The sequence below is a fragment of the Limosilactobacillus pontis DSM 8475 genome, assembly GCF_001435345.1.
Classification (GTDB): domain Bacteria; phylum Bacillota; class Bacilli; order Lactobacillales; family Lactobacillaceae; genus Limosilactobacillus; species Limosilactobacillus pontis.
The window spans coordinates 36,207-55,442 of sequence record NZ_AZGO01000012.1; the positions used below are offsets into that span (position 1 = coordinate 36,207).

General features: G+C 55.2%; 15 protein-coding genes. 10 read left to right on the forward strand and 5 right to left on the reverse strand.

Annotation, left to right across the window (positions count from 1 at the left end; all coding sequences use genetic code 11):
- Nucleotides 1–4 precede the first annotated feature (4 nt).
- The 3 genes from hflX to FD34_RS01220 form a co-directional block, all read right to left on the reverse strand.
- The gene (gene hflX / locus FD34_RS01210) at nt 5–1,285 is read right to left on the reverse strand and encodes a GTPase HflX (RefSeq protein WP_057805974.1); all 1,281 of its coding nucleotides are present in this window, start codon (nt 1,283–1,285) and stop codon (nt 5–7) included.
- A gap of 30 nt (nt 1,286–1,315) precedes the next feature.
- The gene (locus tag FD34_RS01215) at nt 1,316–1,972 is read right to left on the reverse strand and encodes a histidine phosphatase family protein (protein WP_057805976.1); all 657 of its coding nucleotides are present in this window, start codon (nt 1,970–1,972) and stop codon (nt 1,316–1,318) included.
- Nucleotides 1,973–2,057: 85 nt separating this feature from the next.
- Complete coding sequence (locus FD34_RS01220) at nt 2,058–2,708, reverse strand: DedA family protein (RefSeq protein ID WP_057805983.1); 651 nt, start codon at nt 2,706–2,708, stop codon at nt 2,058–2,060.
- A gap of 254 nt (nt 2,709–2,962) precedes the next feature.
- Between FD34_RS01220 and helD the strand changes: the two genes are divergently transcribed.
- Entirely contained in the window at nt 2,963–5,266 is a 2,304-nt protein-coding gene (helD, locus tag FD34_RS01225) for an RNA polymerase recycling motor HelD (RefSeq protein WP_057805984.1), read from the forward strand.
- Between the two features lie 48 nt (nt 5,267–5,314).
- Here helD and FD34_RS01230 read toward each other — a convergent pair whose 3' ends face one another.
- Nucleotides 5,315–6,190 carry a DMT family transporter gene (locus FD34_RS01230; RefSeq protein ID WP_057806015.1) on the reverse strand — a complete coding sequence of 292 codons (876 nt, stop codon included), beginning with the start codon at nt 6,188–6,190 and terminating at the stop codon, nt 5,315–5,317.
- 187 nt (nt 6,191–6,377) lie between these two features.
- Here FD34_RS01230 and FD34_RS01235 point away from each other — a divergent pair, with 187 nt between their 5' ends.
- From FD34_RS01235 to coaA, 5 genes are all read left to right on the forward strand, one after another.
- On the forward strand, nt 6,378–8,474 hold the full coding sequence (locus FD34_RS01235) for an LTA synthase family protein (RefSeq protein ID WP_057805985.1): 2,097 nt from the start codon (nt 6,378–6,380) through the stop codon (nt 8,472–8,474).
- A 137-nt stretch (nt 8,475–8,611) separates the two neighbouring features.
- Nucleotides 8,612–8,983, forward strand: a complete 372-nt coding sequence (locus FD34_RS01240) for a cupredoxin domain-containing protein (RefSeq protein WP_057805987.1) — start codon at nt 8,612–8,614, stop codon at nt 8,981–8,983.
- Between the two features lie 37 nt (nt 8,984–9,020).
- Nucleotides 9,021–9,272: a cupredoxin domain-containing protein gene (locus tag FD34_RS01245; protein WP_235805952.1), complete on the forward strand. Its 252-nt coding sequence runs from the start codon at nt 9,021–9,023 to the stop codon at nt 9,270–9,272.
- On the forward strand, nt 9,269–11,212 hold the full coding sequence (locus FD34_RS01250) for a copper-translocating P-type ATPase (protein ID WP_057805991.1): 1,944 nt from the start codon (nt 9,269–9,271) through the stop codon (nt 11,210–11,212). Before FD34_RS01245 ends, FD34_RS01250 begins: the two co-directional genes overlap by 4 nt.
- A 191-nt stretch (nt 11,213–11,403) precedes the next feature.
- Nucleotides 11,404–12,327: a type I pantothenate kinase gene (gene coaA / locus FD34_RS01255; protein ID WP_057805993.1), complete on the forward strand. Its 924-nt coding sequence runs from the start codon at nt 11,404–11,406 to the stop codon at nt 12,325–12,327.
- On the opposite strand, the gene FD34_RS01260 is transcribed toward coaA, so the two are convergent.
- Nucleotides 12,229–13,197, reverse strand: a complete 969-nt coding sequence (locus FD34_RS01260) for a DUF4143 domain-containing protein (protein ID WP_057805995.1) — start codon at nt 13,195–13,197, stop codon at nt 12,229–12,231. The two genes, coaA and FD34_RS01260, sit on opposite strands and share 99 nt — an antisense overlap.
- A 570-nt stretch (nt 13,198–13,767) precedes the next feature.
- Here FD34_RS01260 and fsa point away from each other — a divergent pair.
- From fsa to guaA, 4 genes are all read left to right on the forward strand, one after another.
- A complete protein-coding gene (fsa, locus tag FD34_RS01265) occupies nt 13,768–14,421 on the forward strand; it encodes a fructose-6-phosphate aldolase (protein WP_057805997.1) in 654 nt (217 codons plus the stop codon).
- Between the two features lie 34 nt (nt 14,422–14,455).
- Complete coding sequence (locus tag FD34_RS01270) at nt 14,456–14,989, forward strand: triose-phosphate isomerase (RefSeq protein WP_057805999.1); 534 nt, start codon at nt 14,456–14,458, stop codon at nt 14,987–14,989.
- Nucleotides 14,986–17,010 (forward strand): transketolase, encoded by a 2,025-nt coding sequence (gene tkt / locus FD34_RS01275; protein ID WP_057806001.1) that lies wholly within the window; start codon nt 14,986–14,988, stop codon nt 17,008–17,010. Before FD34_RS01270 ends, tkt begins: the two co-directional genes overlap by 4 nt.
- A gap of 329 nt (nt 17,011–17,339) precedes the next feature.
- Entirely contained in the window at nt 17,340–18,896 is a 1,557-nt protein-coding gene (gene guaA / locus FD34_RS01280; protein WP_057806002.1) for a glutamine-hydrolyzing GMP synthase, read from the forward strand.
- Nucleotides 18,897–19,236: the final 340 nt, after the last annotated feature.

Here is a 19,236-nt window from a genome sequence, read left to right on the forward strand (position 1 = left end):
GTAATTAAGATTTAACCTCGTACTTAGCGAAGCGCTGGTAGTCTTGAGGGGCGGCCTCGACCGTCAGCAGGGTACCGTCGTTCTGGTACTCGGTGTCCAAAATGTTGGAGTGTTCGTTGAGGTAGGAGACAACCTGCCCGTCGGCAAATGGTACCAGGAGCTTGGCCTGCACATAGTCCTTAAAGAGGTGCTTGCGGATGACGTCCACCAGCAGCTCCAGGGAAGCGCCTTGCTTGGCCGAGATGACGATCTGGTCGTCACCCTCCAGGACTGGGAACTCGATCTCGGTCTTGTCGGCCTTGTTAAAGACGTTGACCATTGGAATATCGTGGATGCCGATCTGCTTGAGGGTCTTCCTGGTCGTTGCCATCATTTCCTCGTAGTGCGGATCGGAGTAGTCGATCACCTGGATGAGGAGGTCGGCATTAGCAGCCTCGGCCAGGGTGGACTTGAATGATTCCACCAGCTGGGTCGGTAGCTTGCTGACGAAACCGACCGTGTCACTGAGCAGGAATTCCTTCTGGCCGGGTAGGGCCATCCGTCGCACGCTGGTATCCAGGGTGGCAAAGAGCATGTCCTTTTCGAAGACGGTCTTGTCCTCAACCCTGCCGTAGCGCTTGACCAGGCCATTCATGATGGTGGACTTACCGGAATTGGTGTAGCCGACCAGGGCGGCCGTCGGAATCTCACTCTTGGCCCGTTGCTTGCGCTTAGTCTTCTCGGACTTGGCGATGGCAGCTAGCTCGTGACGGAGGTGGGTGATTTGGTACTGGATTGTCCGCCGATCCATTTCCAGCTTAGTTTCACCGGCTCCCCGGTTGGTAAAGCCGCTCCCGCCACCGGTCTGCTGGTCGAGGCGCTGGCTTGCGCTGGTCTGCAGGCGGGGCAGGCGGTACTGGAGCTCGGCAATCTGAACCTGGAGCTTGGCCTCCTTAGTCTGGGCCCGAGTAGCGAAGATCTCAAGGATCAGGGCGGTCCGGTCCAAGATTCGGCAGCTGGTCTCTTCTTCGAGGTTGCGGAGCTGACTCGGAGTCAGTTCATCATTGGTGATGATCGTGGTGGCGTGGTTAGCGGCCGCTACGTCACCGATCTCCTGGACCTTGCCCTTACCAAAATAGGTGGCCGGGTTTGGCCGGTCGATGACCTGGTCGACCCGTTGAACAACGTCCATGTGGTTGGCCTGGGCCAATTCAGCGAGCTCGACCATGGAGTAGTCATAATCTTCTTGGCCCGTGTCTAGGCCGGTGATGATTACTAATTCGTCAGATTGTATGTTGGTATCCATTTAAGAGTATTTTCCCCCTTTGTGGATTAATTATTCGGGTATTTCAAGCATATTGTAAAAATCAACGTGGGTGGAGTCGCCGTCGAGGGTCAGCTTGGTGATGCTGCCGTTACGTGGTGACTCGCCAGGATCCAATTCAGTGGAGTAGTGTGCAGCGATGGAACGGATCGTAGCCCCGTGGGAAACCACGATGACGGTTGAACCATCAGGGAGGGCCCGCAGGCGGTCAAAGCCCTTGTTGATCCGGTCCCAGAACTGGACATGGTCCTCGGCATCCCCATACTGGTCGGCCGCGGCAATCTTGTCCTTTAGCTTGTCAGGACCCCAGCCGCCGACCATTGCCGCAAAGCTGTGGTAGCCCTCGGCACCGCCCAGAAAGTCGGCAAACTCAGCCCCGTTTTGGCCTTCAAATGAGCCGAAGAACTCTTCGCGGAAGGCTGGCTCGGGGATGGGCTCCGTGATGTCAGTGTTTTCGTCCGCAGCAAGGAGCAGGCGGGCAGTGGCCAGGGTCCGTGGCAGGTCACTACTGAAGAGGTAGTCAAAGTGCACCTTGGAGAGCAACTTGCCGGCCCGTTTGGCATCGACCTTTCCCTTTTCGGTGAGTGGGGCGTCGGACCAACCCTGCATCCGGTTGTAACGGTTCAGGTAGGTCTGGCCGTGACGAACAAAGTAAACTTGAATTGCCATGATACACAAAACTCCTTTTAAATTGAATAAACTCCTGTTCCTATTCTAACATGAAATGACTTATAAATAGTAGCAAACGCGTCCGTTACAGCATCCGGTTTTTCCGGATGATTTTCTGGCGGATCAGCTTGATGATAAAGGTCAGTCCGGCAATCGCCAGAGCGGCCAGGACGAAGAGCAGGATGAATAGGGAGAAGTGCTTGCGGACAAAGGGGATCGTCCCGAAGAAGTAACCGCAACCGCAGCCCAGGGCGACCCAGGATGCGACGCCGACCATGTTGCCGATGGTAAAACGGTGGAAACTGTAACCCATGATCCCGGAGATCAGCGGGATGAAGGACCGAATGAAGGGGACAAAGCGACCAAAGGCGACCGCCCAGAAGCCGTACTTGTCGAGAAACCGGCCGGCCTCTACCATCCGGGGACCCTCCAGCTGGTGTTTTAACCAGTGCCAGTGGGAGAGGCGGTGGCCAATGTAGTAGTTGACCGAGTCACCGATGAAGGCGGCAAAGAAGAAGACGGGGATCACAATCTCCATCTTCAGGACCGGTTTGACGGCGATAAACGAACTAGTCAAAAAAACTAGTGATCCGCCCGGCAGCCAGGGGAAGACCACTAGTCCGGTCTCCATGAAGACCAGAGTGAAGAGGATGACGTAGCTCCACGGCCCCAGCCATTGAAACATTGGAATCAGTGTTTCTGCGATGTGGGTCAGAATATAGAAAATATGGGCCATGGAACCCCTCCTTTTGAATGCATAATCCTATACTTATTTTAGGCTGTTTGCCGCGTGATTGCCTAGCACTTTGGTTGAAAATTAAGTAATCCTTTAACCGTTGGCGAAACGTTAACGGTCGATGCGGGGATGATGATATAATAGTAGGACGATTTTAATGAGTCTGGGAAGTGCATTTCCCATATACGAAAAAATGGTGGCTGGCGAGTAAGCAATCTTTTCTCACCGCCGCACTGGTAGAAAGGAAGATAGCAGTGGTTGAAGATGCAGTAAGAAAGTATGAGCAGGATCACTTAGACCACGTGGTGGAGGAGATCAAAAAGGCCGAGGACAAGGCGGCACAGAAGATCAGTACCGCCAAGCACGATATCAAGGGGATCAACAAGCAGATCGACGACATCCACCTCAACACGACCACCTACTCGGGGATGATGGACACGGCGATGTCCTTCCGCGCCCAGCAGCAGATGCTTGATGAACGACAGAACAGCTGGCAGCACGCCGCCGACCACCTGGCCACCCTCCAGCGCTTGGAGAAGAAGCCCTACTTCGCCCGGATCGACTTCCAGGAGAAGGGGGCGGCCAAGCCAGAGTCAATCTACATCGGTCTGGCCTCGTTTAGTGACCAACCCGACCACTTTCTGGTGTACGACTGGCGGGCGCCGATTTCTTCCGTTTACTACGAGGGTAAGCTGGGCAAGGTCAGTTACGACACCCCGGTGGGCAAGCAGGAGGTCGACCTGACCTTGAAGCGCCAGTTTCAGATCAAGGACGGGACGATCGTGACCATCTTCGACACCGATGAACAGGTCGGGGACCAGATGCTGCTCGAAGCCCTGGGTAATCACTCCAGCACCAAGATGAAGAGCATTGTGACGACGATTCAGCGGACCCAGAACGAGATCATCCGGGACACTAAGGATGACCTGCTCTTTGTCCAGGGGGCCGCGGGTTCCGGGAAGACGGCGGCGGTCCTACAACGGGTCGCCTGGCTGCTCTACCGCTACCGGGGGAACCTGACCTCCTCACAGGTGGTCCTCTTTTCACCCAATCAGCTCTTCAACGACTACATCGACCAGGTGCTGCCGGAGCTGGGCGAACACAACATGGTCCAGATGACCTACTTCCAGTTCGTCAACCGCCGGGTACCCCGCCTCCACGTCCAGACTCTGGCGCAGCGTTTTGCGGCCGGGCAGACGGCCACGGCTCAGCGGATCCAGCGTCTGGTCACCAGTCTTCAGTACTTCAAGTTGACCGGCCGTTACGCCCAGCACCTGGGTCACGCCAACATGCGCTTCCGCAACATCATGTTCAACAACAAGGTCTTCATCAGTAAGGAGAAGATCAAGGAGATCTACTACTCCTTCAACAACAACTACAACCTGGGCAACCGGCTGGACGGGACCAAGGAGGCCCTGATCAAGTACCTCAACCACCGCGTGTCCAGCGAGATGCGGAGCAAGTGGGTTGAGCAGCGTATCCAGGACTTGAGTAAGGAGGAGATCGACAACCTCTTCGCTAATGAACCGCGGGAATTTGAGAGTGACGATAAGGAGTACCGTTTCCTGGCACGAAAGATTGTCATGAAGGCCCTCGAACCGATCAAGCGGGCCATCAACCATAACCAGTGGATCAACATTAACGGCCAGTTTCTCCACCTCCTCCGGGTTACCCCGAAGCTAGTTGACCTGGCGGAATATGACTTAACGGCCGACCAGTGGCGGTCCTACGTCGACGGGGTCAAGGACGACCTGAAGAAAGGGGCGATCAGTGCCAGCAACATTACGATCTACCTCTACCTCTACGATCTGGTCACTGGCCGCAAGGGTGACCGCGACATCCGTTACGTCTTCGTCGATGAGGTCCAGGACTATGACGCCTACCAGCTCGCCTACCTGAAGTACCGTTTCCCGAAGGCCAAGTACACCCTGCTGGGCGACCTCAACCAGGCGATCTTCACCCACGCCAACAGCCACTCCCTCCTGAAACAGCTGGGGACGATGTTTGATCCAGAGAAGACCAAGGTGGTTCAGCTGACCAAGTCCTACCGGTCGACCAAGCAGATCACCGACTTCACTAAGCACCTGCTCGTCGACGGGGAAGCCATCGAGGCCTTCAACCGTAACGGCGCCCTGCCGCAAGTGATTGTCAGTCCGGATACGGCTGGGAGTGCGGACGCCGTGGTTGATACCCTGCAGAAGGATCAGCAGGAGCACGACGCGGTGGCCATTATCGGCAAGACCCTGGCGGATTGCGAGGATCTCTACCAGGAGCTGGAGCGGCGCAACGTCAAGACAACCCTGATCCGAACCGAGAACCAACGGCTGGTCAAGGGCCCCATTATCGTGCCATCCTTCTTAGCCAAGGGACTGGAGTTCGACGCGGTCATTGTCTGGAACGCCAACGACCAGCAGTATCATGGCGATGACGAGCGGCAGCTCCTTTACACGATCTGTTCGCGGGCCATGCACGCCCTGACCCTGACGGTAACCGGTCAGCCAACATCGCTACTAGCCGGGGTACCTGAGGACGAGTACCAGCTTATTAAGCACGAATAAATGCAAAAACGTTCAGCGTCATTATTGGCGCTGAACGTTTTTGCTATCCTAGACTTGGTGGTGTTTGCTAAAGATTGGTAGCCGACGGAGGTCGACCTGCATGATGGCGTTGGCCAGCAGGAGGATTAGCCCACCGACCAGGAGCCGGTGAGTCAACGGATCGTAGCCGAGGATGACCGACATGACGCTGGCAAAGAACGATTCCAGCATCAGGATCAGCCCAGCCGAGGTGGCGTCCGTGTAGGCCTGGGCGGTGATCTGCATCCCCTGAGCGAGGAAGGTGACCCCAATGGCCAGGATCGCCAGCGGGATCAGGGCCTGCGCCCAATGGACCTGACCCAGGGTGTCGCGTTCAAAGAGCAGGGTCGTGATCCAGCCGCAGACGCCCTGGCAGAGGCCAATCATGAAGATGACGACCCAGGGACTGGAGACCCGGGGCGCAAATTTACCAAAGTTGATCAATTGGAGGGCCCAGAAGACGGTCGAAATCAGGGTTAACAGGTCGCCGTACTGAAAGCGGAGGCCACTGTGAACGACGTTGGTGAGGATCGCCATACCGATGATGGCCAGGACAATCGCAAAGTAGGCCTTGCGCTGGGGCTTCTCGTACCAGAAGAGCCACAACATCAGTGGGGCCACGGCGATGTAGAGCGTGGTGAGAAAGGCGTTCTTGGCCGGGGTCGTGTAGCGGAGGGCGTCGGTCTGCAGGTAGTAGCCGAGGAAGTTGATGATCCCCATCAAGAGGCCCAGCTTGACGTCCGTCCAGTTCATCCGGTTGATCTTCTTGTAGAAAATCAGGTAGCCAGCGACCACGCACATCGTTCCCCGGCAAGCGTTGATCAGGCCCGAATGCATCCCGGCCTCAATGGTCAGCTTGGCGAAAATATAGCTGCTCCCCCACAGGATCGCGACCATCAGCAGCATCAGGTTCGCCCGGTGTTTCGTAATTGACATAATCATTCTCCTCTCTTGAATGGTCATATCTTAACACGGCCAGTACGGGCACCGGGGCAAATTCTAAACTTTTTTGAAAAATGAACCGATTATGATTGCCATCGTCATTAATAGTGTATTATCGTAAGTATTGATCTTTTTTACTGGAGGAACAAACATGAAAACAGCGTTTCAGAAGCTCCAACGCGGCTTGAACACCAAACTTGGCTTCTTCCTGCTCGTGGTGCTCTTGTTCTGTATCAAGAGCTACTGGGCATATCAAAATGAGTTCAACCTTGGTGTTAAGGGAAGCATGCAACACTTCCTGCTCGCGTTTAATACAATTCCGGGGGCCCTGATCTTTCTCGGGATTGCGCTGTACTTCCGGGGTCGGCTGTCGTATTGGCTGATGATCATCATCAACGCCCTGCTATCAACCTGGCTCTTTGCAAACATCTTATACTATCGTGAATTTTCTGACTTCATCACCTTCAACGTGATCAAGGGGTCGGGGGCGGCTTCCAACAACCTGGGGAAGAGCCTGATGGGAATCATGCGGCCCGAGGATTTCCTCGTCTATGCCGACGTGATCATCCTCGCCTTAATCCTGCTCTTCCACGTTATCCGAGTTGACATGCGCTACTTCAAGATTCGCTATGCCATGACGGTCACGATGCTCGGCCTGGTGCTGTTCGGCGCCAACCTGGGGATGGCGGAGAAGGACCGGTCACAACTCTTGACCCGGACCTTTGATAACAACTACATTGTTAAGTACCTGGGACTGCAGGCCTACACGATCTATGACGGGGTGAAGACCACCCACAACAGTGTTATTAAGGCCCAGGCCAACCAGAACGAGCTCAAGCCGGTCCTGAATTTCATTCATCATAACTACGCCGGACCAAACATTCAGTATGAGGGGGTCGCCAAGGGGAAGAACATCTTCGTCATCCACCTGGAGAGTCTCCAGCAGTTCATGATCGACTATAAGCAGGACGGCCAGGAGGTCATGCCAAACCTCAACCGGCTCTACCACGCCAACGATACCCTGGCCTTTGATAACTTCTTCCACCAGGTCGGCCAGGGGAAGACGGCCGATGCCGAGACGATGCTGGAGAATTCCCTCTTCGGGCTGCCGGAGGGGTCTGCAATGGTCACCGATGGGACGACTAACACCTTCCAGTCCGCACCGGCTCTCCTTCACCAGAAGCTTGGCTACACGACGGCCTCCTTCCACGGGGACGTACCGAGCTTCTGGAACCGGGACAACGCCTACAAGTCCTTTGGCTACCAGTACTTCTTTAGTAAGGAGTACTTCCCGAAGACCAAGGACTACGACGCCGGTTACGGGATGAAGGACAAGATCTTCATGAAGGAGACGGCCCACTACATTGAGCAACTGCCGCAGCCGTTCTACGCCAAGATCATCACGGTCACGAACCACTATCCATATATCCTGGATAAGCAGAACAAGGACATTGAGCCGTGGAAGACCGGGGACGATACGGTAGACCCGTATGTTCAGACGGCCCGCTACCTGGATGAGGCCCTCGGTGAGTTCCTCGACTACCTGGATAAGTCCGGCCTGCGCCAGAACAGTGTCTTAGTTCTGTACGGGGACCACTACGGGATCTCCAACAACCACCAGCCAGCAGTTGCCCAGATCCTGCACAAGAAGAAGCTGACCAACTACGACCTGGCCATGTTCCAGAAGGTACCATTCATGATCAACATGCCGGGCCTCAAGGGGGGCATCGACCACACCTATGGCGGTGAGATTGACGTCCTACCGACCCTGGAGGACCTGCTGGGGATCAGTTCCAAGAACTACATTCAGTTTGGCCAAGACCTCTTGTCACCAGAGCGTAACCAGATTGTGCCGTTCCGTAACGGTGACTGGGTAACACCGAAGTACACCAAGTACAACGGCGATTACTTCTACACTAAGAATGGGAAACAGATCACTAAGGCGACGTCAAAGCAGAAGGCCGAGTTCAGCAAGATCCAGAAGTACGTCACAACCGACCTCGGATTGTCCGACCGGGTTGTGAACGGCGACCTGCTCCGCTTCTACAAGTTGCCGGGCTTCAAGAAGGTTAACAAGAAGGACTATACCTACAATCTCAAGAAGAGCCTGCAGAACCTGAAGAAGCAACAGAAGAAGCAGAAGACTAGCCTCAAGACTGAGAATGACAACCAGAGTACTTTTGATGAGTACACGACCAACGCACCGGAACTTAAGGATTATCCAAAGCTGACTTTCCCGAAGCCGTAGCTAAATAGGGCGGTGATTACGCATGTTTGCGTGATTGCCGTTTTCTTATTGCATTTTTGTTGACAAACGTAAACATAAACGGTAGGCTAATAATTGAATTACAAACGTAAACAAAAATTTTGACGAGGTGAACATACATGGAACGGACTTTAGCTTTGATTATTGGTTTGGTATTGATCGGCGCAATACCGTGGTGGTTCTTCGGTAAGCATACCGAGACCGCGGGTGACGCCAAGGTTGATGGTGGTAGCCAGGCGGCCACAGTGGTCGTCAAGGGTGGCTACTCACCATCGACGGTTGTCCTGAAGAAGGGGATGCCGGGGAAAGTCCACTTTGACATGAAGGACTCCACGGCCTGCCTTTCCCACGTCGTCTTCGATAAGCTTGGTGTCGACAAGGACCTGACCAAGCAGTCGGTCACCACGGTAGACATCCCCACTGACCAGGCTGGCGAATACAACTTCGCCTGCGGGATGGACATGTTCCACGGCAAGGTAATCGTTAAGTAGTTTGAATTGGTGATGGAGGTAAACGATGGAAAATACGGTGAAAATTAATGTTAATAATGGCTATGAACCACAGACTGTGACGGTACCAAAGGGCCAGTCAACCAGGCTGGTATTTAATCGCACCAACCCATCTGCCTGTTTGGCGGCCGTCCAGTCTAATGACCTTGGCTTTAAGCAGGATCTTCCCCTGAATGAAGATGTGACGGTTACGATTAATCCACAGCAGGCCGGTGAATACGATTACGCCTGTGGGATGGACATGTTCCGCGGAAAGGTGGTTGTCAAATGAGAAAGCTGACGAGCAGCCAGCGCTTCTGGATCTCCTTCGTCCTGGTGATCCCGATGCTTATCCAGATGCTGGCGATGCCGTTTCACTGGATGATGCCGGGCTACAACTGGGTGGCCCTGGTCACTACGACCCTGATCATGCTGGTGGCGGCCCTGCCTTACTGGACCAGTGCTTGGGCGGCCTTTAAGCACCATAACGCCAACATGAACACCCTGGTCGCGATTGGGACCACAATCGCCTACTTTTACAGTCTCTTTGCGATGGTCACCGGTCGGCCAGTCTACTTTGAGAGTGCGGCCTTTATTGCCGTCTTCGTCCTGCTCGGTGACACGATGGAGGAACGGATGCACAACAACGCCTCCAACGCCCTCAAGAAGCTGTTGGACCTCCAGGTGAAGAACGCCATGGTCTTGCGCGATGGTCACTTTGTTCAGGTCCCACTTGACCAGGTTCAGGTTGGCGACATCATCCAGGTCAAGCCGGGGCAGAAGGTGTCGGTCGATGGGGTGATCACCAGTGGGCAGACCAGCCTGGACGAGTCAATGATCACCGGGGAGTCAATGCCGGTGACCAAAAAGGTCGGTGACACGGTGGTCGGCTCGACCATCAACGGCGACGGGGCAATTCAGTTCCGCGCCACCAAGGTTGGTCAGGACACCATGCTGGCTCAGATCGTCGAGATGGTAAAAAAGGCCCAGACCAGCCACGCGCCGATCCAGAACCTAACCGATAAGATCTCAGGAATCTTCGTACCAGCGGTTCTGATCATTGCGATCATCACCTTTGTGGTTTGGTACAGCTTCCTGGGTGCCACCCTGGTTCAGGCCATGCTGTTTGCGGTGGCAGTCATCGTGATCGCCTGCCCATGTGCCCTCGGCCTGGCAACCCCGACCGCATTGATGGTCGGAACCGGTCGCGCCGCCAAGATGGGGGTTCTGATCAAGGACGGTCAGGCCTTAGAGGAGATTAACGACATCAAGACGGTGGTCTTCGACAAGACCGGGACGATCACGGTTGGCAAGCCAACGGTCACGGATATTGTCGGTGACCCGGCCGAAGTCCTTACCGTGGCGGCCAGCCTCGAGGATAACTCTGAGCACCCGCTGGCCAAGGCGGTCATGAAGGCTGCTGCGGACAAGCAAATTACCCCACAGACTGTCACTAACTTTACGGCGGTTGAGGGGAAGGGTGTTCAAGCTACCCTCAACGACCAGCAGGCATTTGTCGGCAACGACAAGCTCTTGGCTGACTACCAGATTACCGACGATTTCCGCCAGCGGATGGCTGACCTCCAGGACGAGGCCAAGACGGTGATCCTGATTGGCTTGGCCAAGAAGGTAATCGGTCTGATTGCCATCCAGGATGCCCCGAAGCCGACATCCGCCGCGGCGATTGCGGCCTTGAAGGCACGAGGATTGCAGACGGTCATGCTGACTGGGGATAATGACCGGGTTGCTACGGCAATCGCCAAGGAGGTCGGGATTGACCGGGTCATTGCCAACGTCCTGCCTAACGAGAAGGCGGAACATGTCCAAGCCTTAGAGCAGGACGGTAAGGTAGCATTTGTCGGTGATGGGATCAACGATGCTCCAGCCCTGACGGCGGCCAGCGTCGGGATCGCCATGGGCTCAGGTACCGACATTGCGATCGAGTCCGGGAGCATTGTCCTGGTACAAAATGACCTCCGTGGGGTAGTCAAGGCCCTCAATATCAGTAAGAAGACCTTCAACCGGATCAAACTCAACCTGTTCTGGGCCCTGATCTACAACCTGATCGGGGTGCCGATTGCAGCCGGCGTCTTCGTCGGGCTTGGCCTCCAGCTCAGCCCCGAGTTTGCGGCCCTGGCAATGGCCTTCAGTTCGGTCTCGGTCGTCACCTCATCCCTGTTGCTTAATAAGGTACGGATTGGTGGCAGCAAACCCGCTACTGTAACGCAATAATATAAAAACGGCTTAGCAAGTGTGGGTGCTAGGCCGTTTTCTATATGGTTGCTTTTCGATTCCCATTCCAGTAGACTAGCAATGTTGACTCGTGAAGGAACCTACAAGGCAATTTGCTGAACCAAGCCGCCTCCCTTGTGGTACCATACTAGTAAACGCTTACTTGAAAATAGACTAAGGAAAAACGAATAATGGATGAATGGATGAATTATGAACAATTTGATCGGCAGACCTGGCACAGCTTCTTCCCGACCAATACGGTGCGCTTGAGTCAGGATAACCTGGAGGACATCAAGTCGCTGAACGACCGGGTCTCGATCCAGGACGTGCAAGACGTCTACCTCCCCCTGATCAAGCTGATCCAGCTGCGCTACCAGAACTTCCTAGAATGGCAGATGCAAAAGGCTAACTTCCTGCGCCAGTCGGTCCACCGGGTACCCTATATTATTGGGATTGCTGGTTCGGTAGCGGTCGGCAAGAGCACGATTGCCCGTCTGCTCAGCATCCTGCTTAATAAGCTCCTGCCGGATAAGCGGGTGGAGCTGATGACCACCGATGGGTTCCTCTGCCCTAACGCCGAACTGAAACGACGGGGAATCATGGATCGCAAGGGTTTCCCCGAGTCCTACGACATGGAGAAGCTGCTGAAGTTCTTAAACGACGTCAAGGCAGGCGAACCCGAGCTCAAGGCGCCGACCTATTCCCACCAGGTCTACGATGTTCAGTTGGATAAGCCCCAGCTGATTGAACAGCCCGATATCCTGATTGTCGAGGGGATCAACACCCTCCAGCTATCGACCAACCAGCGTCTCTACGTCAGCGACTACTTCGACCTGTCCTTGTACGTTGACGCCGATGCCGACCTGATCGAGCAGTGGTACCTGCAGCGGTTTGGGCTATTGTTGGACACGGCCTTCACCGACCCATCCAACTACTACTACCCTTACTCCCAAGGCGATCGTGAGGCGGCCTTCAAGATGGCCCGCGATGTCTGGCAGCGGGTCGACCTACCGAATCTAGAGGAGTTTATCCTCCCCACCAAGAGCCGGGCCAACGTCATCCTCCACAAGACCGTGGGCCACGTGGTCGACCGGATTTACCTGCGGCGTGACTAGCCAGTCGGTGAGACGGATCAGCGGCAGGTCGGGGGCGGTGACGACCATGTCACCGGCCTGCATGACGATTAGTTGTTTGTGAGCACTAGCTGGTAGGGTCCGAAAGGCTGCCAGAACTTGGTCGTAGTCGTGTTGGCTGCGAAGAGAATACCGAAACTGAATATAGGAACGTTGCTGACCGCGGTCGGCAACGAAGGTGAACCGTTTGCTGGAGTGGACCAGGTAGCCGCGGCGGACGAGTTCGATGAAGATGAGCGCCTCCAAGTTTGCTTGGGAGAGCGCTCCTTTTTGATTGGTCAGGTAGTTACGTAGGCTGGGATCGACCGGGTAGTATTTGACGTTGGTCGGTTTGGTCCGATTGCGGGCCAGGTCAAGTTCGTAGCAGGGGTAGAAGAGGAAGGTGTCCTGGAGAAAGGTCAGGTAGGTGGCCAGGGTCTTATTGGAGACTGAAACACCCGCTGCCCGGAGTCCGCTGACGGCCTTGGAGGCGTTGACTGCTTCGCCCAGCTGGGTGGCCAGAAAGATCGCTAACTGCTTAGTCAAAAAGGGGTTGCAGAGGGTGCCATGCTTGGTGAAACCGCCGACCAGGATGGTATTGAAGACCTCGTCCAGGTAGTTACCCAGCGAGTGGGCGTCATGAACCCCCTGAGCAAAGGGAAAGCCACCGGTATTGAGGTACCGGTAGAGGGCCTGGTGGTCAGCGGGGTGCCCCTGATACCGGCAAAACTCACTAAAGCCCAGCGGCAGGACCGGGATGACCACCAACTGGGCTCGCAGTGGGGATAACCGGCCAATTAGGGAACGGGTAGCAGCAGTCACAAAGAGGTTGACGTTGCCCCGGCTCAGTAGATCCTGCAGGAGGGGAACCACAGCGTCAACCTGGTCAAGTTCGTCGAGGAAGAGGTAGTTTTCCTTTTTAGCGGCGAGCTTTTTTCTATTGAGGCAGCCAGTGAGGGCCAGTCGATCAGGAGCTGGCGATGGAGTTGGTTGAAGCGGACGACGTGGAGCTGGTCCATGCTGACACCGTTTCGCCGTAAGCTATCTTTTACCTGTCTTAGTAAAATTGATTTGCCGCTGCGGCGCACGCCAGTGATGACCTTAATCCAGCTTTCATTCGAATATTTTATAAATTGGTCTAGTTGAAATGATCGTGTGAACATCTTTGATATCTCCGTTAAAAATTAGTAGTTAAATTAATTCTAACAGTGATTGGACTAGCTTACAAATTGGGAACGAATTCCAAATGCTGGTGACAATAATCGCCAAATAAATTAGTAAAATCGAGAAATTTTACTAAAAATATTTTCCAGCGTGGCGGAAGGGCGAACGGTTGCACAAAAAATAATCGCCAGAATCTCCTTGACAGTCTTAATGAGACCACTTAAGAGATTAGACATGCTTTAGCGAGCGGAAAAATGAATGATTGAGGAGATAATAACCATGAAAATTTTTGCCGATACAGCCAACGTTGAAGACATCAAGAAGGTAAACGAACTCGGAATCATCGACGGGGTAACCACCAACCCGACCCTGGTTGCCCGTGAAGGCAAGGACTGGGAGAGCGTCGAGAAGCAGATCTGCGCGATCGTTGACGGCCCGGTTAGCGCGGAGGTTACTGCGGACCGGGCGCCGGAGATGTTTGACCAGGCGCGGGCCCTGAGTAAGTGGGCGGACAACATCGTGGTGAAGATTCCGATGACCGCCGAAGGACTGAAGGCGGTCAAGGTCTTATCTAAAGAAGGAATCAAGACCAACGTCACCCTGGTTTTCTCTGCCATGCAGGGGATGCTGGCGGCTAAGGCGGGTGCCACCTACGTCAGCCCCTTCCTTGGCCGGCTAGACGATATCGGGGCCAGTGGGATCGAGCTGGTAGAGAAGCTTCGCCAGATCTTCGATAACTACGGCTACCAGACCGAGATCATTGCGGCCTCGATCCGCAACTACCAGCATGTCGAGCAGGTGGCCCTGGCCGGTTGCGACATCGCAACGGTCCCCGCCAAGATCCTGGTCAAGCTCTGGGAACACCCACTGACCGACAAGGGGCTGGCTGCCTTTGAAAGGGATTGGGCGGAGTTTGAACGCCTGCAGAAGTAGGAAGGAAATGGTGATTAGGATGTTGAAGAGTACAATGCCGGCACTACAGGCGTTTCGTCCCCTTCCACTGCGGATTGACACGGTGCGAGGGACCACGGCGATCGCCGATTATGCCTGGATCGAATGTCGCAGCGAGGGTGGTCGCCTAGCAAATCGAAACGTAAAGCGAGCCCTTGCTGCTCAACGGCCCCTGCTGGTTTGCCTGGACGAGGGCGAGCAGCGTCTGGCCCCGCTGGACTTTGCTGCGACAATCATTACTCAGCTGGCGGGTGCCCTTCACGGGGTGAACTCGGCTGACCTCGGGCACGTGACCGTTGCCTATTGGCCACAGTGGTCCCAGGTCTGCTGGCTACCCGATGATGCCCAGCGAATCCGGGTGGCCCACCGGCAGATTCGGGACATCCTCGCCAGCCTGTACGACCGTGAACTGGCACGCCGGGTCACGATTGTCTACGCCGGCCCCGTCCTGGATGCAGAACGGGCGACCGTAATGAATGATATCAACGTCGACGGGGTGGTGCAGAACCCGTTTGGCAAGCAAAACATAGAAAATGAGGTTAGAAAATGATTACCAGTCGAAACACTTCTGTGATGTGGGCACCAGCGCCCCAATTTACTGACCAGGACCAGCAGGCGGTTGACGCCCTGCGGTTTATGAGTATGGACATGATTGAACGAGCCCACGGTGGGCACCCGGGTTCGCCAATGGGGATGGCCCCGCTGGCCTACACCCTCTGGGAGAAGTTTCTCTGTTTCAACCCGAACGACCCGCAATGGCTAAACCGGGACCGCTTCGTCCTGTCCGGGGGCCACTGTTCTGCCCTCCTGTACAGTCTCTTACACTTCAACGGCTTTGACCTGTCACTGGAGGACATCAAGAACTTCCGCCAGCTGGGCTCCCGGACCCCGGGCCACCCCGAATACCGGTTGACACCGGGCGTTGACGCCTCGACCGGTCCCCTCGGTCAGGGCTTTGCGATGGCCGTGGGAATGGCGATGGCCGAACGCCACCTGGCCCTCCAGTACAACAAGCCAGGATATTCGATCATTGACCACTACACCTATTCGATCGTCGGTGACGGGGACCTGATGGAGGGGGTCGCCGATGAGGCCATGTCCCTGGCCGGGAAGAACCGGTTGGGCCGCTTGATCGTCCTCTACGACTCCAACGATGTTTCCCTGGATGGTCCGCTGAACCTCAGTAATAACGAGAATGCTGGCGAGCGTTTCAAGGCTGCCCACTGGGACTACCAGTTGGTTGAGGACGGTGCCGACATGAATGCCATTGCCCGTGCCATCAGCCGGGCCCAAAAGTCACCGCAGCCGTCGCTGATCGAGGTGAAGACAATCATCGGCTACAATTCGCCGAATGAGGGGACTAACAAGGTACACGGGAACCCGCTGGGTGCGGACAACCTGGCCGTCACCCGGGAGAACTACCAGTGGGAGTACCCACCGTTTGAATATCCGGATAGCGTCTACCAGCAGTTCGCCCAGTACGTGATGGGGAAGAAGGAGCGCTACAACGAGTGGCAGGCCCTCTTTGCCGACTATCGGCGGGCGTTTCCGGCTAAGGCCAAGCAGCTGGTGGCCCAACGCTTGGATATCCGGGACCTGGCCAACCATTACCGGCCGGGGGAGAAGGTCTCAACCCGGGTCGCCAACTCCATGGCCATGCAAGACCTGGCCAAACGCAATCCCCAGCTCTGGGGTGGTTCAGCTGACCTCTTCTCGTCCAATAAGACCCTGTTGAAGGACTATGATGCCTTCAAGCCCGCCAACTATGGTGGTCGTAACATCTACTTTGGGGTCCGGGAATTCGCCATGGCCGCGGCCATCAACGGGATTAACCTTCACGGTGGCAACCGGGCCTACTGTTCCACCTTCATGGTCTTCAGCGACTACCTGAAGGCGGCCATCCGCTTGGCGGCTCTGCAACAGTTGCCGTCCATCTTCATTCTGACCCACGACTCCCTGATGGTTGGGGAGGATGGCCCGACCCACGAGCCGGTGGAACAATTGGCAATGCTGCGGACGATTCCTAACGTTCAGGTCTTCCGGCCGGCTGACGCCAACGAGCTGGTAGCCGTCTGGCAGACGATCGCCAAGACCACCGACCGGCCGAGCGTGATCATCGCCTCCCGCCAGGATCTCCCCGTCCTAAACGAGACGGTCGGGGCCGTCTGCGAACGTGGAGCCTACGTGGCTGCCGACACCCATAAGCCGCAAGGGATTATCATGGCCAGCGGGTCGGAACTCTCCCTGGCCCTGGCCGCCCGTGACCGCCTGGCCAAGCAGCATAATATTCACGTCCGGGTCGTGTCGATGGTCAGCATGGAGCGTTTCAACCAGCAGTCCGCGGCCTACCGGGAGCAGATTCTGCCGGGCCGAATCCGGACCCGCCTCGCCGTCGAGATGGCCTCACCCGCTATGTGGGGTCAGTATGTGGGCCTCGACGGTGACGTGATCGGTGTCGATCAGTTTGGCCAGAGTGGGGATGGTCAGACGATCGCCGACCGGTACGGCTTTACCGTCGACAATGTCGTAAAGCACTTCCTGGATCTGAAGCGGAAGGGGGCTGGCAAATGATCACAAGGGTTAACGAGGACCTCAACCAACTTGATGAGCAGGCGGTCATCACGGAGCTCGAACTCCTGACCGCCGCCCTCGAGGACTAGGTCCGTCCATCCATCAATTTACACACATTCCTTCGCAACGGATCGGCGCCCTGCCGGTCCGTTTTGCCATTCTCTGGTAAAATTTTCGCCATTTATGGCTGAACTTTCCCCCGGCTCCCGCATATAATAAAGATGGCGGCAAAAAGCGTAACAATTAATCGTCATATGCGGTTGACCGTCCGGCTTCTTGCCTGTAAACTAGCCTCTAAGAAAAGAATTTCAATCAAAGGAAGTGGCATTGTGGCAAACGTCAATTTAGATGCATTTGATAAGATCATCGTGCTTGACTTCGGGAGTCAGTACAACCAGCTGATTACCCGGCGGCTGCGGGATTTCGGGGTATACTCTGAGCTGCTGTCGCACAAGATCACGACTGACGAGATTAAGAAGATCAAGAACCTCAAGGGGATCATCTTCTCCGGCGGCCCGAACAGTGTGTATGATCCAGACGCATTCAAGGTTGATCCAGCAATCTTCAAGTTAGGTATTCCGATCCTGGGAATCTGCTACGGGATGCAGCTGATGTCCTATGACCTGGGTGGTAAGGTCGAGAAGGCCGAAAATTCCGAGTACGGCCGCGCCGATATCACGGTGCTCGACGACGATGCGGTCCTCTTCAAGGGCCTGCCAAAGAAACAGTACGTGTGGATGAGCCACGGTGACTTGGTCACCAAGGCGCCCGACGGCTTCAAGGTAACGGCCACCAGCAAGAACTGCCCGATCTCTTCCATCGCCGATGACAAGCGGAAGTTCTACGGGATCCAGTTCCACGCCGAGGTCCGCAATTCCGAGTACGGGCTTGACATCCTGCGGCGTTTTGCCTTTGACGTTTGTGGTGCCAAGGACAACTGGACGATGGACGACTTCATCGACCTGCAGATTGACCACATCCGCCAAGAGGTTGGCGATAAGCAGGTCATCCTCGGTCTGTCCGGTGGGGTCGACTCCAGCGTTACCGCCGTGCTGATCCACAAAGCGATTGGCGACCAGCTGACCTGCATCTTCGTGGACCACGGTCTGTTGCGGAAGAACGAGGCCGATCAGGTTATGAACGCCCTGAACCGCGACCTCGGGGTAAACATCGTCAAGGTCGACGCGTCTGAACGCTTCCTGGGCAAGCTCAAGGGGGTTACTGATCCTGAGAAGAAGCGGAAGATCATCGGTAAGGAATTCATCGAGGTCTTCAACGAGGAAGCCAAGAAGATCCCGAATGCTGACTTCCTGGCCCAAGGGACCCTCTACACGGATGTGATCGAGTCTGGGACTGACACGGCCCAGACGATCAAGTCCCACCACAATGTTGGGGGATTGCCGAAGAAGCTCGGCTTCAAGCTGATTGAACCGCTGCGCAAGCTCTTCAAGGATGAGACCCGGGAGCTGGGTGAGAAGCTCGGCATTCCGCACGAACTGGTCTGGCGGCAGCCGTTCCCTGGCCCTGGCCTGGGAATTCGAGTGATTGGTGAGATCACACCGGAAAAGCTGGAGATCGTCCGGGAGTCCGACGCTATCCTGCGTGACGAGATCAAGAAGGCCGGCCTCGACGAGAAGATCTGGCAATACTTCACCGTCCTGCCAGGTATCCGCTCCGTTGGGGTGATGGGTGACGGCCGGACCTACGACTACGCGGTTGCCATCCGGGCCGTGACCTCGATTGACGGGATGACCGCTGACTTCGCTAAGATTCCGTGGGACGTCCTGCAGAAGATCTCGGTGCGGATCGTCAATGAGGTCGACCACGTCAACCGGATCCTTTACGACGTCACGAGCAAGCCGCCTTCGACAATCGAATACGAGTGATGTTATAGGATAATATGAAGAGGGAAGCCTAAGATAACGGCATTTGTAGAGGGTCAAATTTGGTAGAAAAGGTAGTTTATTCCAAGTTGTCTACCAAAAATTGTAGTAGATAATATGGCCTAAGGTACTACGTAAACTCAAATTACGTAGTACCTTTTGTTAGTTTCATAGCACTAATAATATGATCTTTTTAAATAGCTTCATATATTATTATTTACTTGAAGGCTATTTAGAAAAGCTTGAAATAGTACTTCACACTTAATTTTCAGCTAGTTAATAGAGATGGCAGATTGCAAGAAATAACTTGAACGAATTTAGTGACGCAGATTAAGTAAGAAGA

Bases quoted from the DNA above. Each gene is read 5' to 3' on its own strand.
- hflX (WP_057805974.1), bottom strand. From the start codon at position 1,285: ATGGATACCAACATACAATCTGACGAATTAGTAATCATCACCGGCCTA.
- FD34_RS01215 (WP_057805976.1), bottom strand. From the start codon at position 1,972: ATGGCAATTCAAGTTTACTTTGTTCGTCACGGCCAGACCTACCTGAAC.
- FD34_RS01220 (WP_057805983.1), bottom strand. From the start codon at position 2,708: ATGGCCCATATTTTCTATATTCTGACCCACATCGCAGAAACACTGATT.
- FD34_RS01230 (WP_057806015.1), bottom strand. From the start codon at position 6,190: ATGCTGCTGATGGTCGCGATCCTGTGGGGGAGCAGCTATATTTTCGCC.
- FD34_RS01235 (WP_057805985.1), top strand. From the start codon at position 6,378: ATGAAAACAGCGTTTCAGAAGCTCCAACGCGGCTTGAACACCAAACTT.
- FD34_RS01240 (WP_057805987.1), top strand. From the start codon at position 8,612: ATGGAACGGACTTTAGCTTTGATTATTGGTTTGGTATTGATCGGCGCA.
- FD34_RS01250 (WP_057805991.1), top strand. From the start codon at position 9,269: ATGAGAAAGCTGACGAGCAGCCAGCGCTTCTGGATCTCCTTCGTCCTG.
- coaA (WP_057805993.1), top strand. From the start codon at position 11,404: ATGGATGAATGGATGAATTATGAACAATTTGATCGGCAGACCTGGCAC.
- fsa (WP_057805997.1), top strand. From the start codon at position 13,768: ATGAAAATTTTTGCCGATACAGCCAACGTTGAAGACATCAAGAAGGTA.
- FD34_RS01270 (WP_057805999.1), top strand. From the start codon at position 14,456: ATGCCGGCACTACAGGCGTTTCGTCCCCTTCCACTGCGGATTGACACG.
- tkt (WP_057806001.1), top strand. From the start codon at position 14,986: ATGATTACCAGTCGAAACACTTCTGTGATGTGGGCACCAGCGCCCCAA.